We start from the raw sequence: 15,638 nt of genomic DNA, 5'->3' as shown, positions 1-15,638 counted from the left end.
TCGTGTGTCGCTCCAAATTATTCAGATATGGCCATGGTGGTATCTCGATGCCAAGTGCATCAACTTAAAACCAGCGAAAGCTGGTTTTTTTGTATCTGAAGACTGATAAATTCACACCATCTCTTTTTCATTACCTGTGAGCTTAGCAACACCATCTCTGTCACGAGTTTCTGATATTAAGTGTGACCCGATGTTTCGCACCTCAGCCAATTTCAGTTTACAATACGGGCTTCCAAAGGATTTGACGAAGACGCATGAGAAATACCGACGATTACATCATTTTTTATCACTTGATCGAGCAAGGTTCATTCAGTGCTGCCGCGAGACATATGTCACTGACCAAATCGGTCGTCAGTAAACGCATTGCCAAGCTTGAACAAGAGCTTGGTGTACAGCTTCTCTACCGAACAACGCGAACGCTAACGTTGTCTGAAGCAGGACGAGCGTTTTTTACTCATGCAAAAGCGGTTTATCAAGCGGTGGCAACGGCGGAAGAATCCATTGTGGGTTTAGGTAAAAACTTATCTGGACACATTAAAATTTCGGTGCCTACTATCTCTGGTGAATTAATTCTTCCTCAAGTGATTAATGAATTTAATCAGAAATACCCAGACATCAATATCGATATGGATCTAGATAATCGTTTCGTCGATATCGTGAATGAACGTTTTGATTTGGCAATTAGAACGGGTGTGTTGCCAGATTCTAGTCTGATTGCAAGAAAGCTGGTGGATGCGAATTGGATCATTTGCGCGTCACCCCAATACCTAGCTAAACATGGCATACCTAAACAACCTCAAGCCTTGGCTAAACACAATTGTTTAGTCTATTCCTACCAAGAAACCGGAGCGCATGAGTGGGCGTTTAAAGATGGAGACGAGGTATATCAAATCACCGTCGACGGTAACCTCTGTACCAACAATTCTTCTGTATTGAGAAATGTAGCGCTGTTAGGGCAGGGAATCATCTATGTACCGCGTGTATTGGTTTATGAAGACTTAAAACAAGGCAGTCTGATTCAGTTATTTAAAGACGAAACAGCCAAATGTTTGGGTATTTATGCGGTGTATCCCTACACTCGTCAGCAACCAGAAAAAATTAAGATCTTTATCGATCATCTATACTCAAGCTTTCAAAGTCAAAACCATCGATTTTAAGCCAATAACTCAACACCGATCGTTATGTTGGTGTTGAGCTTATGTTTCCATCTTCATTTCTAAGAATCATATTAAATTTAGGAGCTTACGCTTCTCCTCGTTTTCTTCACTAATATTGATAACAAGATACCCCGCACAACTGTTAACAAATGGTTTTGCTATTGTTTCTTTTAAGAAACGGTCTGTTTCTTACGTTAAATTTCTCAAATGTGAAAGATAAGTAACAGAAAAATAAAGAATTATTTTGTTTGTTGTTTATTGATTACGTATTGCTCGTCCGTCTGACATAGACGCAGAGAAATGGACTGCTTATAGTGGCTCAAACGCCATGCCTGCCGCTAAGCGGTGTTGTGAGCGAAGTACAATAACTAGAGATACGGATATGAAACAAAAGCAGCTGATTGAAGAATTTAAAGCCATCGTTGGGGAAGAAAATGTTCTAACCGACGAGGTTAAAACGAAATATTACCGCTCGGGGTTTCGTTCGGGTAGTGGTAATGCGCTTGCTATCGTGTTTCCTAACACTCTTCTGGAACAATGGAAGATTATTAAACAGTGTGTTGAAGCAAACTGCATCATTATCATGCAGGCGGCTAAAACAGGTTTAACAGAGGGCTCGGCTCCGAGTGGTAATGATTATGATCGCGATGTGGTTGTGATCAATATTACCAAAATCAAGAAGATTCACTTATTAGATGGTGGTAAGCAGGCGGTTTGCTTGCCTGGTGCGAGCTTACACTCTTTGGAGAAAGAGTTGAAGGCAGTGAACCGAGCACCGCATTCTATCATCGGTTCTTCATCGCTAGGTGCCACTGTGGTCGGTGGTATCGCTAATAACTCAGGCGGTGCGCTAGTTAAGCGTGGTCCTGCTTATACGGAACTGGCGATCTATGCGCAGGTGGATAAGCAAGGCCAGTTACATTTGGTGAACCACCTTGGTATTGAAGGATTAGGTGAAACGCCAGAAGAAATTCTAACAAACCTGCAAGAAGGGAACTTTGACCCAGCGAAGATCATTCATGATGAGCGAATGGCGTCAGACAAAGAATACGATGAACGTGTTCGAGACGTGACTTCTGACATTCCTTCTCGCTTTAATGCCGATGAACGCCGATTATTTGAAGCCAGTGGCTGCGCCGGTAAGTTGGGGGTTTTTGCCGTTCGGGTTGACAGCTACCCAGTCCCCGAAAAAGAGCAGGTTTTTTACCTTGGCACCAATGACCCTGCGAAACTAACGAAGTTGCGAAAAGACTTCTTATCTACGTTTGATAACTTGCCTGAGATGGGAGAATACTTGCATCGAGATATCTTCAACATGGCAGAGAAGTACGGCAAGGATGTGTTCTTATCCATCGACTTGTTAGGCACAGATAAGCTACCAAAAATGTTCGCACTTAAAGCTAAGGTAGAAAATTTCTTAGAGCGCATCCCGTTTGTCAGTAAATATCTGCCAGACACCATTTTTTACTACGCGAGCAAGTTGTTCCCACAACATTTACCAGAGCGAATGCTGGATTTCCGTGACAAGTATGAGCATCACCTGGTATTGAAAATGAGTGATGGTGGTATTGCTGAAGCACAAAAATACCTCAAAGAAGTTTGGGCTGTTGAAGACGACTGTGATTTCTTCGAGTGTACGCCGGAAGAAGGTAAAAAAGCTTATTTACATCGCTTTGCAGCAGCAGGTGCAGCAATTCGTTACGAGACGATTCACCGAAAAGACGTAGAAGACATCGTTGCACTTGATATTGCATTGCGACGTAATGATGAAGAGTGGCTAGAAACTTTGCCTGAAGAGGTGAGTAAGAACCTTGTTCAAGCGCTCTATTATGGTCACTTTATGTGTTACGTCTTCCACCAAGATTACATTTTCAAAAAAGGGACTGACACGAAGTTGATGAAAAAGCTGATGCTAGAGCACCTCAATAGCCGTGGTGCCAAATACCCAGCAGAACATAATGTGGGTCACTTGTACGAAGCTGAAAACTCGCTGCAGAAGTTTTACTACGAGTTAGATCCAACGAACACCTTTAACCCTGGTATTGGCAAAATGGACAAATATAAGCGCAATTGTAACTGCTGTGCATAATGTGCTGCATCACCATGATTAATAATCGTTGTTCATCGTTAAAATGATGAGCATAAGATAAGCCCTGATGACACTTGTGACATCAGGGCTTTGTGTTTTGGGTCTTTTATTGATGATTGGTATCGGCTTTGAAACAACGACTAAAGAGCACGTACTGCAGCGGCAGCGATGATGCCTGCTGCGATTGCGGGTAGAGGCTTTTTCACGATGAACATGACAACGGCAGTAGAAAACAGTGCTGCTCTAGCACCATTATCACCCTCTACTGCTAGCGGAGCTAAAAGCGCAACCAGTACGGAACCTGACATCGCAGTAATGAAACGTTGAACCCGTTCGCTAATTGGAATGAATGACATAACATACACACCGCCCCAGCGGGTTATGAGCGTGACTAACGCCATAGCGATAATGATAAGCAGTGTGCCACCTAAGGTTGTTTCGATGTTCATGCTTTCTTCTCCTTCCAACAAGCACCCAATACTCCGCCAGTAATGGCGCCAACCACTACGTGGCTATTCTCTGGCAAATACCAATACGCCAACATAGAAGAGGCTGCTGCTATGGCCCAAATCGCAAAGATTCTTAAGTCTTTCGGCCCGGCTACCACCATAGACAGCAGGAAGCACCCCATAACCATATCGAGCCCGAGGCCCACCGGATCTTTGATTGCGCTACCAAAATAAATGCCGATCCAGGTGCCCACAATCCAAAAAGACCACATCGCTAAGCCGCCACCAACAAGTAAGCCAAAGCCTGGTTCTTTTCTACCGAATGCATTGAGTGCCATTGCCCAGTTAGCGTCTGATGCTACCAGCATTACACCGTAACGTTTTGTTGGTGGGAGTTGTCGTAGCCATGGATAAAGTGTGGCTCCCATCAAGAGGTGACGAGCATTAATCGCAAATACAGTAATAAGTACTGGAATGAGAGGGACTTCTGCTCCCCACATTTCTAACGTGGCAAATTGTGAAGCACCGGCGAAGACCAGTGTGCTCATCAACATAGTGGGAAATACATCTAGTCCAGTCTGTACGGCAGCAACACCGAAAGCGAGGCCAAATATGACCACGAACATAGAGAGGGGTAAAAGTTGGGTGAATCCGTTCCAGACGTCAAGCCGATTAAATTCGTGCAACTCAGTGGAGGAGCGTTGAAGATGTTGAGTATTTTCTGTCATAGAGATACCTAGCTAGCAGGCAAAGGGGCAGTGCCATACGAGTGTGTTTGTTATTCTTTTGTAAACTTCATGTTTAACATCAATTAGAGGGGCTTTCAAACACTAAGTGCTATATAAAATTGAGCCATCCAAGCGGCTTTAAGAAACAGAGTGTAGAGAGTCGCACTTGGTAGTGCTAAAGGAGAGTAAAATAACAGAAATAGTAAGCTCTGTTCAATTGATAACATCACGAGCTAGTACAGATTAGTAAATAAGAAAGAAAGCGAGCACGAGGCTCGCTTTTTCGCTCTGTTACGAATAACTGAATAGGTTTATTTTACGTAGACACGAGGGTTCGCGCTTCCCCAAACCGTGTATAGTTCAGGGAAGATGACTTCTGCGTGTTTTTCCATCTCAGCAGCTGAAATCGTTTTGCCTTGTTGGGAGCCAAACAAAACAACTTCAGAACCAGGCTCAACATCTTTGATACCTGTAACATCTACCATTGTAGTGTTCATTGAAGCAACGCCCGCAACTTTTGCACGTTGGCCATTGATCAGAACTTCTGCTGTATTCCCCATTTTTCGTGGATAACCATCAGAGTAACCAACAGGAATGTTCGCCATTAAGCTTTCTTTGCTTGTTGTGTAGCTGCTGTCGTAACCGACTGTGCTATTTTTTGGCAGGTGGTGAACGGATGCCACGCGTGTTTTGAAAGACACGATAGAAGGGTACTCAGGGTTAGTCGGTAGGTCTCCGTATAAAACGCCACCAGGGCGAACCATATCAAGCTGCGCTTCAGGAACATTAAGCGCGGTGTAAGAGTTTGCTACGTGCAGTAAAATGTTGTCGCGTTTTAGATTCGCTTCTTTAATCAGCCATGTAGAACTGTCTTTGAATGAAGCTAACTTTTGGCGCACGTCGTCTGCATTGTAGTTAGGGAAATGAGTCATGATACCAACAATATTAACGCCAGCTTGTTGAGCGATTTCTAGCGCTTCTTTCTTGCCCGTTTCTGTCGTCATATCAACACCATTACGTCCCATACCACCGTCGTTCAGAGCTAGGTGAACTTTGATTTCTTTACCAGCTTTCTCGGCTAGTTTAGACAGTGCTTTAGCTTGCTCTGCTGTGCCTATCAACTCTTCGACATTTAGGTCGATTGCGGCTTCAATCTCGCCAATATCCGCTGAGCGTACACGCATGAGTTGGCCTTTAAAGCCACTGTCGCGAACAGTTTGTGCTTCGGCGTTACTTGCAACGGCAACGCAAGGAATTTGTTGCTCGATAATAGTCGGCATCAGGCCTGCGATACCATTGCCGTATGCGTCGGCTTTCATCACGGCACAAATTTTCGTTTTGCCATCCATGTGCGATTTAAACTGCTCAATATTATCGCGGAACTGACCTAAGTTTATTTCTAGCCAAGCGTTAGCACCTTGAACTTGCTCTGCTTTTGCTGCTGTATTGCTAATTTGAAGAGGAGCAGCAGTAGCTTGCATTACAGGAACCGCGATTGCAGCAGCGATAGTCAGTGATAGTAAGGTTTTATTTAAGCGCATAAAGTCTCCGTACGCGTTTTTTGTATTGGTTATGTTATTGAGTACTTGGGGAAAGTACCTGACGAAGTAAAACGCTCCAAGTGGTGCTTTGGAGCGTTTGTTAAGATAGTGATTGAATATATACCTAAATATACCTCAGTGATGACATTCAATTTAAGCAAATCGGGATTGATTTGATATCTACTAAGGTACCCACTGAGTTTAACTCAGTTTAAAGCGGCTCATTACATCTTTAAGAGAAATGGATAGCTGGCTTAGTTCGCGGCACGCCTGTGCGGTTTGCTCCGAACCTTGCGAGACCTCTTGAGATGCCAAATGTATGTTTTCAATGCTGCGGTTAAGCTCTTCTGCAACAGAGTCTTGCTGGTTACAAGCCGTGGCGATTTGGGTACCCATGTCTGAGATGTCCGAAATCGAATGCTCAATGTCGCTCATCAGCTGTTTTGATTGAATGCCTTGTTCTGCACATTCTGAAATACTGGTTCTAGAAAGTTCAGTGGCTGATTTTGCGTCTTTTGCAAGTGATTGTAGCTGCTCAATGATCGAAGTGATTTCACTCGTTGAATCTTGCGTACGGCCAGCAAGAGTTCGAACTTCGTCTGCAACGACGGCAAAGCCACGACCAGACTCACCAGCACGCGCCGCTTCAATGGCTGCATTAAGTGCAAGTAGGTTGGTTTGATCGGCGATGTCGCGGATAACATCCACGATAACGTTAATTTTATTCGATTGCTGTTCAAGCTCTGCTACGGTATCGCCTGCAGCGCCAATTACATTTGAAACTTCTTGAATCGCGTCAACCATACCTTGGGTTTCACGAACACCGTGTTGTGTGCGGCGGTTTGCTTCGTTAGCTTGGTTCGCTGAGTCTTCAGTGTTACGAGCAACATCGGCTACGGCCGCTTTCATTTCTGTCATTGCTGTTGCGATGTGCGTAATTTGCAGCTGTTGATCTTTCATACCAGACGCAGAAATATCGGAGATTTGGTTCATCTCTTCGACAGCGCTGCTTAACTGAGTAACTGCAGCAATCACATTATCGATAACTTGGCGTAAGTCATCTTGCATCTTAGTGGTCGCGTCTGCCAGTTCACCAAGCTCATCATTGCCGATTGCTTTACGGTCAATGTCACTTGATAGATCACCTGTCGCGATGGCATTTGCTTGCTCAACAACAAGTTTAAGTGGGCCACAAATTAGCCGAGTCAGCACGTATGTCATGCCTACCATGATCAGTAGAATAATCACGTTACTTGCAATTGAAGAATTACTCAATCCATTTACAGAGGACAGGATATGAGTTTTGTTGCTGTCCATAGCTTCTTTAAGGAGACGGATTAGTTCGCCTAACTCTGAGTCAACCGCTTCGAAAGCAGACAAAGAGTTCGCCAAAATAGGGTGGGCCTTGCTTTTGTCGTTAGCTAGCATCGCTTCATTGTACTGGTCCATAGTATCCAAGTACTTTTTCCACTGACGCATAAGACGCTGGTAAGTTTGCTGCTCTTCGCCAGGCCAGATAGTTTCACCGTAAGCGTTGAGCTCTCGAGTGATCTTTTCGCGTTCTCTAATATTGTTAGAAATTTTAGTTTTGACTTGGTCTGCGTCTTCATAAGTGTACGCAGCAAATTGAGCTCGGCGCCAGCGAGACAAGTGGTCTCGAATCGAATCGACCCTTTCCATTGCAGGAAGCGTATCATCGGTATAGTTTAAAAGCTCAGATTTGATGCTTTTGAGCTCTGTAGATAAAAACACGCCAAATGCAATGTTGACGATGGCAATGAGTAAAAACGATAGCGATATCTTTTTCGCTATAGAAAGATTCTTGATAGACATTAGTGATATACCTTGTTTTTCTTATGTTGTGTCGCCAAAGTAAACCACATCCTTATATGTGATATATGTCCATTAAATTACTGCAACTCGTGTAACGTACCATTATTTATTGATATTTTCGATAATGAATTGAGCTTTGTTTGAAAATAAAAAAAGTCAATGATTTTATAAAGGTACGACCACATTCGATATAAAGTTATCGGTAACAAAATATGATGTTCTGTACGCAGTCGTGCCAAGAGTAGGGAATCAAATTGTTACAGATGTTACAGCGGTGAAAAGATCAGCGTTCATAACGTGATAGTCGTGTGTTTACCTCGAAGCAGTTACGGGCACTAGTATGCGTATGACTTAATAGACAATGAAAGGGAACGGGTGCTTATTGGTCTATTTGAATGCCAAACGTACTAGTCAGATCGCTTTTTAAGCACTTAAATCAAAAAGATAAAATTTATTGTTGACCAGATAAATTAATCCGTTAAAGTACGCCTCGTTCTCACGGCAAAGGTCGCTGAGACAGATGGTGTCTAACCCATCGCATGATTGCGTTGCCCTGGTGGTGGAATTGGTAGACACAAGGGATTTAAAATCCCTCGGCGTTCGCGCTGTGCCGGTTCAAGTCCGGCCCGGGGCACCATCAAAATCTTTGGTAACAGAGATAAAAAATCAGAAAGGCGCCTTGGCAGAGTGGCTATGCAGCGGATTGCAAATCCGTGGACCTCGGTTCGACTCCGGGAGGCGCCTCCACTATTTCGAAAGCCAGTCTTAAATGACTGGCTTTTTTCGTTTTTAATCCGCCTTTTCGTAACCCTTCGCGCTTTCCTAAAGTCTCCCATGTTTTGATCACCATTCAATATTTTTAACGCGCTAATCATTGATTTTATAAATGTTAGACAACTCAATAATTGTATAGTGTGATTGGTGATAGTTTCTCTTCGATTGTAATCCGAACTTTTTGTATTACAGGCAGCAACCTAGCTAGCGTCAAAGTTAGTATCGCTTGGTGCGTATATGCAGAAAGGAGGATTCTAGTCCTTAACGTGAGAGAAAAATAATGAAAACATTCAACCTTAAACCTACACTTTTACCCTTAACTTTGCTGCTCAGTTCGCCTGTAATGGCGGCACAAAATGGCACCATGATGCAGTACTTCCATTGGTATGTGCCAAATGACGGTGCACTCTGGACACAAGTTGAAAACAACGCGTCGGCACTATCTGATAACGGCTTTACTGCGTTATGGCTACCGCCCGCCTATAAAGGTGCTGGTGGTAGCAACGACGTCGGTTATGGCGTTTACGATATGTATGACTTGGGGGAGTTTGATCAAAAAGGATCGGTGCGAACCAAATACGGTACTAAAGACCAATACCTCGATGCTATCAAAGCGGCACACGCAAATAACATTCAAATTTATGGTGATGTAGTGTTTAACCACCGTGGCGGTGCGGATGGTAAATCCTGGGTCGACACCAAGCGAGTCGATTGGAACAACCGAAATATTGAGCTCGGCGACAAATGGATTGAAGCGTGGGTAGAGTTTGATTTCCCTGGGCGCAACGACAAGTACTCAAACTTTCATTGGACGTGGTACCACTTTGATGGCGTGGACTGGGACGATGCTGGCGAAGAAAAAGCTATCTTCAAATTCAAAGGTGAGGGTAAGGCATGGGATTGGGAAGTTAGCTCGGAAAAAGGCAACTACGATTACCTTATGTACACTGATCTAGACATGGATCACCCTGAAGTTAAGCAAGAGCTGAAAGACTGGGGCGAGTGGTATATCAACATGACTGGTGTTGATGGGTTTAGAATGGACGCGGTGAAGCACATCAAATATCAATACCTGCAAGAATGGATTGATCACCTACGTTGGAAAACAGGGAAAGAACTATTCACGGTCGGAGAGTACTGGAACTACGATGTGAATCAGCTGCATAACTTTATCACCAAAACTTCTGGCAGCATGTCTCTATTCGATGCACCGTTACATATGAACTTCTACAATGCGTCTAAATCGGGTGGTAGCTACGATATGCGTCAAATCATGAATGGTACGCTGATGAAGGACAATTCAGTCAAAGCGGTAACCTTAGTAGAAAACCATGACACTCAACCTTTGCAGGCTTTGGAGTCGACGGTTGATTGGTGGTTTAAGCCGCTCGCTTACGCGTTTATCTTATTGCGTGAAGAAGGTTATCCATCCGTGTTTTATGCAGATTACTACGGCGCGCAGTACAGTGATAAAGGGCATGACATCAATATGGTCAAAGTGCCTTACATTAAAGAGCTAGTAACACTGCGTAAAGATTATGCCTATGGCAAACAACATTCTTATCTCGACCACTGGGACGTAATTGGTTGGACTCGAGAAGGTGATGCAAATCATCCACATTCAATGGCCGTGATCATGAGTGATGGACCTGGCGGCTCGAAGTGGATGTATACGGGTAAACCAAGTGCTCGCTACGTAGACAAGTTGGGTATCCGAACTGAAGAAGTTTGGACTGATGCGAATGGTTGGGCTGAGTTCCCAGTAAACGGCGGATCTGTCTCGGTTTGGGTTGGCGTTGAATAATCCATTCCTGTGATTTTGATACAGAGTAGGCAATTCTTAATAAAACTTTTCAATGAATCAATGTGTTATTTGATATTCATTCGACAAATGAGTAACTTATATTTGAGCATAATCTAGAGGAAGATAAAGAATGGAATCTATTGCTGATGTATTGGTTGTGGCTATTGTGTTCGGTGCCATATTTGGGGGCGGGATAATAAAGTTAATCTTGAACCATCGTAAAGAAGTAAGAGCGTTGGAGATATCTGAACGTAATACGATGAGCCGAGAAGAACAAGATAACCTTAACAAGCAAATTGGTGACTTGAAGCGACGTGTTGAAGTGTTAGAGCGAATTGTCACAGATAACAAATATCAACTTGAAAAAGAAATTGCCTCTCTGTAGATCACCACTTAATCGTAAAGCCGGCGAAGTCCGGCTTTTTCGTGTCTATACTTCATACCTTTCGGATGTTTAACTCAGCGTTCATCAAAAAAGTCTTTGTCGCGAATGTATTTACTCATAAAGTGATAAGAGAACGGTCGCATTAACCAACTAAATAAGGAGCGCCCAAGCCGTATGAGCGTTGGGGTGTTCTCGTATATTCTCCCGTTATATAACCATAGCATTTTGCCTACATGCCAATACAAAAAAGGTACGGGCGGCATAAAGGTCACGATGTCGATGTCGCAACAAATCCTGTATGTTTTGTGCCCCAAACGGTAGCGTTTCTTAAACGTCCAATCCCCGACAGCGGGCTGTCCGAAAGTGACCACGCGTTTAATGCTTTTTGGGTATTTTTTCTCAATATAGTCAGCAAAAACACTGCCAATCGCGCCACCTGAAGAGTGGCCAGTAATAGTGATTCTTTTCCCCCTGAGAATAAGTGGTACAACGATACCTTCGAGGCGTTCGATCACGGTCAACCCTAACCGATCTTCATTCCGGCTCGGTAAACTTTCTTGGAACAACAGATGATAGAAACCTGCGTGAATGCGATAGTTTAGTCCCAACCTTCGACAGCTTCTCGTCCACATCGCGAAGTTCAACAACCAATCACTGATACTGTGTGAGCCTTTAATCACTACGACCACTTCACTCTGTTTTTTACTCCAGAGCACGCGAATCATAATCTTACCGTGTTCATTTCTAATGACTCGTTGCCCATTAGGATCGAATCCATATTGAGTTTGTCTGAAGACGCGAGGGTAGGCGAGATTACAAAGCACCGCATAGCGCTCGTATTGGTATCGTTTTAATGGTTTCACGTTAACTTTCTTAGTGGAGCCTAACGGTTGACTGTAATTAATGAATATTAAAAATACGTGAACCTTGATTTAGGGTCGGTAGAGATTCTGTGTATTGGTATCGCGAATGAAAGACTCAAACTGGCTTAAATGCGTCAAGATGGTTTGGCGAGAGAGTTCATGATGTTCGCTAAGCACGTTAATTAGCTTTTTCAAAGCCTTACGATCTTGTTTATTGAGATTTGCTGTCTCTTTGAGTTGTGCGAAAAATTCAATTTGACTTGAAGTGTCGTTAAAGTCACCGAGTTTATCTTGCAATAGTTTTAGTTGTTTCACGTTTTTTTTGTGCTGTTGGGAAGGATAGAGCGTGGAAAACCCTTCTAACAGATAACGCAGCGCTTTGCACTTTATCCGCATCGAATGAATCACGCTGTCACGACTTTTGTCCGAGATCTTGCGCCGTGCTTTATCAACTTCTTTAAATTGATCGTAGATTTTTTGGCTTGCGAAGAGTAACGCAGGTACGTTGCTATCCACTGGTTCGTGTTGCGTACTTCGCAGCAGACTATTCCTGACCAAAGTGCAGTGCGTTGTGTATTCTTCTGTAGCTAGCCAACGCGTAACTTTTGCCTGTTCGTAAGCACGTTCGGCTTCGATAAAGCCAAAAAGCTGCTCAAGAGACGATTTGTGGTTTGGGAGCATTTCAATGTATTGTTTTTTGCCCAAGATAAATACGTCCAAATCACGCAGCTTATTTGTTTTCTTCATCATTATTTTTAAATGAGGTTTCAAAATACGCTGTTCAAAAGGAGGGAGCAGTTCGCGAAGTAGTAAGCATAGTGAGCGTATGCGCCTCAGTGTGACGCGATATTGATGTGTAAATTCAGGATCTAAGTCTTCGATGACTCCCTGCTCCAGAGAGCGTGCATAATCAAATTCACTAAGGAAGAAGTGGGGCACTACGAAGTCGAGTTCGGAGTCGGCATGTAAGGGTAAGTGAAATGATGGTTTTCGAAACATGATGAGCGCTATTTTGTTCTCTGAAATACACGTTAAGTTTATACCCATACTGTTAACTTGCGCGATTTGTTGGCTCTTCATTGATATAAAATGAGAAGGTTAAAAGGCACGAAAGCAAAGCGTATTGATGATCAAATAAGCAAAATGATCGCCCTTTGTTCGTTAGAGTCGTCTTTTTAACCATTTGAATAAAAAAGACTAATTTTTTGTTGACCAGATAAATTAATCCGTTAAAGTACGCCTCGTTCTCACGGCAAAGGTCGCGAGATAGATGGTGTCTAACCCATCGCATGATTGCGTTGCCCTGGTGGTGGAATTGGTAGACACAAGGGATTTAAAATCCCTCGGCGTTCGCGCTGTGCCGGTTCAAGTCCGGCCCGGGGCACCATCAAAATCTTTGGTGACAGAGATACAAAATCAGAAAGGCGCCTTGGCAGAGTGGCTATGCAGCGGATTGCAAATCCGTGGACCTCGGTTCGACTCCGGGAGGCGCCTCCATTCTTTTACTTGTCCATGAGTTCCGATAGTAACCTGTAGGATCTCAACTTCTCAGATTGTTCAAACACCATCGTGTTTACCATAATTTCATCTGCCCCAGTGCGTTCCAAAAGTTTCTCAATTTTCTGTCTTACATATGTTTGATCACCATGGATAGATTCACGTAATTGAGTTTCAACGTGAAGCTTTTCCTGTGCTGACCATAGTGGTGCCATACTTTTCACTGGTGCGCGAAGTTTTTCGCGATTGCCGCGAATCATTTTTAAGAATTTTTGCTTCTCTGTTGTCGCGAGAAAATCTGCATGTGACTGAGTATCCGCTACGATAACGTTGGCACAAATCATCACATAGGGTTGAGCTAAATGCTCGGATGGGACAAACTCATCTCGATAAAAGTTTAGAGCACGAGACATTGCATCTGGAGCAAAGTGTGCAGCAAATGCGAAAGGTAAGCCTCTCTTAGCTGCTAAACGTGCGCTGTATGTACTCGACCCCAGAAGCCAAATCGGCAGAGATGTGTTGTTACCTGGATAAGCCGCGACTGGTTGATTTCGAGATACGGGACCAAGAAAGAAATTAAGTTCCTCCAACAGCTCTTCAAAGTCAGGATCCATATGCTCTGGTTCCCGCCTTAATGCATGCATTGTTTGGTAGTCGGTGCCTGGTGCGCGTCCTAATCCGAGGTCAATACGACCAGGGTATAATGCCTCTAACGTTCCGAATTGCTCTGCAATAACTAGTGGTGCATGGTTAGGTAACATGATTCCACCTGATCCTAAACGGATCGAGTTCGTGTGCGCTCCAATATGACTGAGTAATACACTGGTTGCGGCACTGGCGATGTCGGGCATGTTATGGTGTTCAGCCATCCAAAACCGATGATAGCCCCAGGACTCGATTGATTGAGCTAATTCAACGGAGCGTTCGAACGTTTCGGTGAAGTTTGTTCCGTCGGACACGGGTGCCAAATCCAGAACAGATAAACGAGGAAAAGACATAGGATAGTTATAGCCTGTTAATGAATCTTAACTATCATATGGTGGTGAAAGTTGACGTTTAAAAGGGGAGGATTAACCATTCACAATGGATTATTTTTCTTCAATGCCTGGAGAGCGTTTAGCTTACGAGTTTAGCTTTTGCTATGTGATAAAAGCGGCTTTATTACTGTAAGTGGCCACAGTGGTCGATGTCGTTGAATATTCGCATGTAGAACGTTTCCACAGCTACTTTAGATTAAAACATAGGCCTCTTTAACAGCGAACTGCTGTTGTCGACAATAGTGAACGAGCTAGCTTTAGAACGTTTTGACTGATACATAGACTTGTCTGCCGCTGTTAATAATTCATGTACATTCGACCCATGCTCAGGATAGAGTGCAATACCAATGCTAGCTCCGACGCATAACTCTTTACCTTTAAAATGAATTACTTTTTCTATTTCTTGGATATAGCGTAGTGCACATGCAGACAGAGACGTACCTGTTGTGTGTGAACGATGAATAATAATAAATTCATCTCCACCAAAGCGGCCTACCATGTCTGATTCGTCGATAATACTTGATAATCTACTAGCTACAGATTTTAACACTGCATCACCTGCCTCATGGCCATGGCTATCGTTAATATCCTTAAATAAATTTAAATCTATAAAAAACAAACTAAAACTATTCTCACTGCCTCTGAAATTACGCGTAAGCTGGATCAAATGTTTTTCTATTGCTCGACGATTGTAGATATTAGTTAAGGAGTCGTGCTCAGACAAAAATACCAAACTTTCTTTTTGACGATTTAGAACTGAAGTTTGATTCTCTACTTCTTCTTTAAGTTTTGATTTTGATATTGTTGTGTGGTTTAACAATGCCGCCATTTTATTGAAGTAACAAGACAGATTTTCAAATTCCGTGAATTGATTTTCTGAAGGGATTTTATAGTCAAAATTTGACCTGCTTAATTGTTTTATTCCATTTATAAACCTTTGAAAGCTTCTTTTGAACTTTATTTTTATATAAAAGCACAATAGCATAACAGCCAGAGAGATAAAAATAATACCTGCTTGAGTGTAATAATTTAAATTTTGTAGTTTTGTAGACTTATTATTAAGTATTTTTTTATAAATATATATTATTTCATTATTCATATCCTGGGATACAATGTTTATTCTGGATTGTATGGCAGGATTTGATTTATTATAATTTACGACTGAATCATAATGGCGATCTTTGTCTAGTAAATGATTATTTTCGTATTGAACTAAAAAATACAGTTCGAGATTCATTTTTTTTAGGTCTTTAGTAAGGAATGAAACATCTTCATTTTGAGATAATAATTCGTTTAATTTGTTATGAGAAATCATGAATTGTGTGAAATTGTTTTTTCCCCTATTTTGAGTGTAAGCCCAAAGATAACTACTTAATGACTCTAATGATATTTGTATGTCCATTATTTGGTTTAATTGTTTCTTAGCTTTATAATCTTCTATTTTTATGAAGCTTATGTATACTATAACGCTGATACATAGT

Annotated in this window: 12 protein-coding genes and 4 tRNA genes; 8 read left to right on the top strand and 8 right to left on the bottom strand. The window is 42.6% G+C overall.

All coding sequences use genetic code 11. From position 1 onward, the window contains the following. Positions 1 to 254 precede the first annotated feature (254 nt). Together KJB35_RS20140 and dld are read left to right on the top strand one after the other, a co-directional pair. The gene (locus KJB35_RS20140) at positions 255 to 1,157 is read left to right on the top strand and encodes a LysR family transcriptional regulator (protein WP_213891304.1); all 903 of its coding nucleotides are present in this window, start codon (positions 255 to 257) and stop codon (positions 1,155 to 1,157) included. 382 nt (positions 1,158 to 1,539) lie between these two features. Beyond that, positions 1,540 to 3,246: a D-lactate dehydrogenase gene (gene dld / locus KJB35_RS20135; protein WP_213891306.1), complete on the top strand. Its 1,707-nt coding sequence runs from the start codon at positions 1,540 to 1,542 to the stop codon at positions 3,244 to 3,246. A 140-nt stretch (positions 3,247 to 3,386) separates the two neighbouring features. On the opposite strand, the gene KJB35_RS20130 is transcribed toward dld, so the two are convergent. From KJB35_RS20130 to KJB35_RS20115, 4 genes are all read right to left on the bottom strand, one after another. Beyond that, positions 3,387 to 3,695 (bottom strand): AzlD family protein, encoded by a 309-nt coding sequence (locus KJB35_RS20130; RefSeq protein ID WP_017820198.1) that lies wholly within the window; start codon positions 3,693 to 3,695, stop codon positions 3,387 to 3,389. Continuing rightward, positions 3,692 to 4,423: an AzlC family ABC transporter permease gene (locus KJB35_RS20125; protein ID WP_017820197.1), complete on the bottom strand. Its 732-nt coding sequence runs from the start codon at positions 4,421 to 4,423 to the stop codon at positions 3,692 to 3,694. Before KJB35_RS20125 ends, KJB35_RS20130 begins: the two co-directional genes overlap by 4 nt. Positions 4,424 to 4,734: 311 nt before the next feature. After that, positions 4,735 to 5,964, bottom strand: a complete 1,230-nt coding sequence (gene alr, locus KJB35_RS20120) for an alanine racemase (RefSeq protein ID WP_170893252.1) — start codon at positions 5,962 to 5,964, stop codon at positions 4,735 to 4,737. 201 nt (positions 5,965 to 6,165) lie between these two features. After that, the gene (locus KJB35_RS20115; RefSeq protein WP_053303666.1) at positions 6,166 to 7,797 is read right to left on the bottom strand and encodes a methyl-accepting chemotaxis protein; all 1,632 of its coding nucleotides are present in this window, start codon (positions 7,795 to 7,797) and stop codon (positions 6,166 to 6,168) included. A 550-nt stretch (positions 7,798 to 8,347) separates the two neighbouring features. Here KJB35_RS20115 and KJB35_RS20110 point away from each other — a divergent pair. From KJB35_RS20110 to KJB35_RS20095, 4 genes are all read left to right on the top strand, one after another. After that, positions 8,348 to 8,434: transfer RNA gene (locus tag KJB35_RS20110), tRNA-Leu, on the top strand. A gap of 36 nt (positions 8,435 to 8,470) precedes the next feature. Continuing rightward, positions 8,471 to 8,544: transfer RNA gene (locus tag KJB35_RS20105), tRNA-Cys, on the top strand. A gap of 307 nt (positions 8,545 to 8,851) precedes the next feature. Then, entirely contained in the window at positions 8,852 to 10,375 is a 1,524-nt protein-coding gene (gene amyS, locus KJB35_RS20100) for an alpha-amylase (RefSeq protein WP_285356483.1), read from the top strand. A gap of 130 nt (positions 10,376 to 10,505) precedes the next feature. Next, complete coding sequence (locus KJB35_RS20095; protein ID WP_005375990.1) at positions 10,506 to 10,760, top strand: hypothetical protein; 255 nt, start codon at positions 10,506 to 10,508, stop codon at positions 10,758 to 10,760. A gap of 74 nt (positions 10,761 to 10,834) precedes the next feature. Here KJB35_RS20095 and KJB35_RS20090 read toward each other — a convergent pair whose 3' ends face one another. Both KJB35_RS20090 and KJB35_RS20085 read right to left on the bottom strand, forming a co-directional pair. Beyond that, positions 10,835 to 11,623: a lipase gene (locus KJB35_RS20090; RefSeq protein ID WP_005375991.1), complete on the bottom strand. Its 789-nt coding sequence runs from the start codon at positions 11,621 to 11,623 to the stop codon at positions 10,835 to 10,837. 69 nt (positions 11,624 to 11,692) lie between these two features. Beyond that, complete coding sequence (locus tag KJB35_RS20085) at positions 11,693 to 12,622, bottom strand: CHAD domain-containing protein (RefSeq protein ID WP_285356485.1); 930 nt, start codon at positions 12,620 to 12,622, stop codon at positions 11,693 to 11,695. A 301-nt stretch (positions 12,623 to 12,923) separates the two neighbouring features. Here KJB35_RS20085 and KJB35_RS20080 point away from each other — a divergent pair. Together KJB35_RS20080 and KJB35_RS20075 are read left to right on the top strand one after the other, a co-directional pair. Next, positions 12,924 to 13,010: transfer RNA gene (locus KJB35_RS20080), tRNA-Leu, on the top strand. A gap of 36 nt (positions 13,011 to 13,046) precedes the next feature. Beyond that, positions 13,047 to 13,120: transfer RNA gene (locus KJB35_RS20075), tRNA-Cys, on the top strand. Between the two features lie 5 nt (positions 13,121 to 13,125). On the opposite strand, the gene KJB35_RS20070 is transcribed toward KJB35_RS20075, so the two are convergent. Both KJB35_RS20070 and KJB35_RS20065 read right to left on the bottom strand, forming a co-directional pair. Then, on the bottom strand, positions 13,126 to 14,118 hold the full coding sequence (locus KJB35_RS20070; protein WP_005376038.1) for an LLM class flavin-dependent oxidoreductase: 993 nt from the start codon (positions 14,116 to 14,118) through the stop codon (positions 13,126 to 13,128). Between the two features lie 235 nt (positions 14,119 to 14,353). After that, positions 14,354 to 15,559: a diguanylate cyclase domain-containing protein gene (locus KJB35_RS20065; RefSeq protein WP_235213041.1), complete on the bottom strand. Its 1,206-nt coding sequence runs from the start codon at positions 15,557 to 15,559 to the stop codon at positions 14,354 to 14,356. Between the last annotated feature and the right edge of the window lie 79 nt (positions 15,560 to 15,638).

It is taken from the genome of Vibrio sp. D431a, from assembly GCF_030248655.1.
In the GTDB taxonomy this organism is placed as follows: Bacteria; Pseudomonadota; Gammaproteobacteria; order Enterobacterales; family Vibrionaceae; genus Vibrio; species Vibrio alginolyticus.
The sequence above is the reverse complement of the archived record's forward strand: the minus strand, read 5'-3'. Positions and strand labels throughout refer to the sequence as shown.

Coding starts and splice junctions, on each gene's coding strand:
- KJB35_RS20095 (WP_005375990.1), top strand. CDS start 10,506: ATGGAATCTATTGCTGATGTATTGGTTGTGGCTATTGTGTTCGGTGCC.
- KJB35_RS20125 (WP_017820197.1), bottom strand. CDS start 4,423: ATGACAGAAAATACTCAACATCTTCAACGCTCCTCCACTGAGTTGCAC.
- KJB35_RS20070 (WP_005376038.1), bottom strand. CDS start 14,118: ATGTCTTTTCCTCGTTTATCTGTTCTGGATTTGGCACCCGTGTCCGAC.
- KJB35_RS20085 (WP_285356485.1), bottom strand. CDS start 12,622: ATGTTTCGAAAACCATCATTTCACTTACCCTTACATGCCGACTCCGAA.
- alr (WP_170893252.1), bottom strand. CDS start 5,964: ATGCGCTTAAATAAAACCTTACTATCACTGACTATCGCTGCTGCAATC.
- dld (WP_213891306.1), top strand. CDS start 1,540: ATGAAACAAAAGCAGCTGATTGAAGAATTTAAAGCCATCGTTGGGGAA.
- KJB35_RS20130 (WP_017820198.1), bottom strand. CDS start 3,695: ATGAACATCGAAACAACCTTAGGTGGCACACTGCTTATCATTATCGCT.
- KJB35_RS20065 (WP_235213041.1), bottom strand. CDS start 15,559: ATGGACATACAAATATCATTAGAGTCATTAAGTAGTTATCTTTGGGCT.
- KJB35_RS20140 (WP_213891304.1), top strand. CDS start 255: ATGAGAAATACCGACGATTACATCATTTTTTATCACTTGATCGAGCAA.
- KJB35_RS20115 (WP_053303666.1), bottom strand. CDS start 7,797: ATGTCTATCAAGAATCTTTCTATAGCGAAAAAGATATCGCTATCGTTT.
- amyS (WP_285356483.1), top strand. CDS start 8,852: ATGAAAACATTCAACCTTAAACCTACACTTTTACCCTTAACTTTGCTG.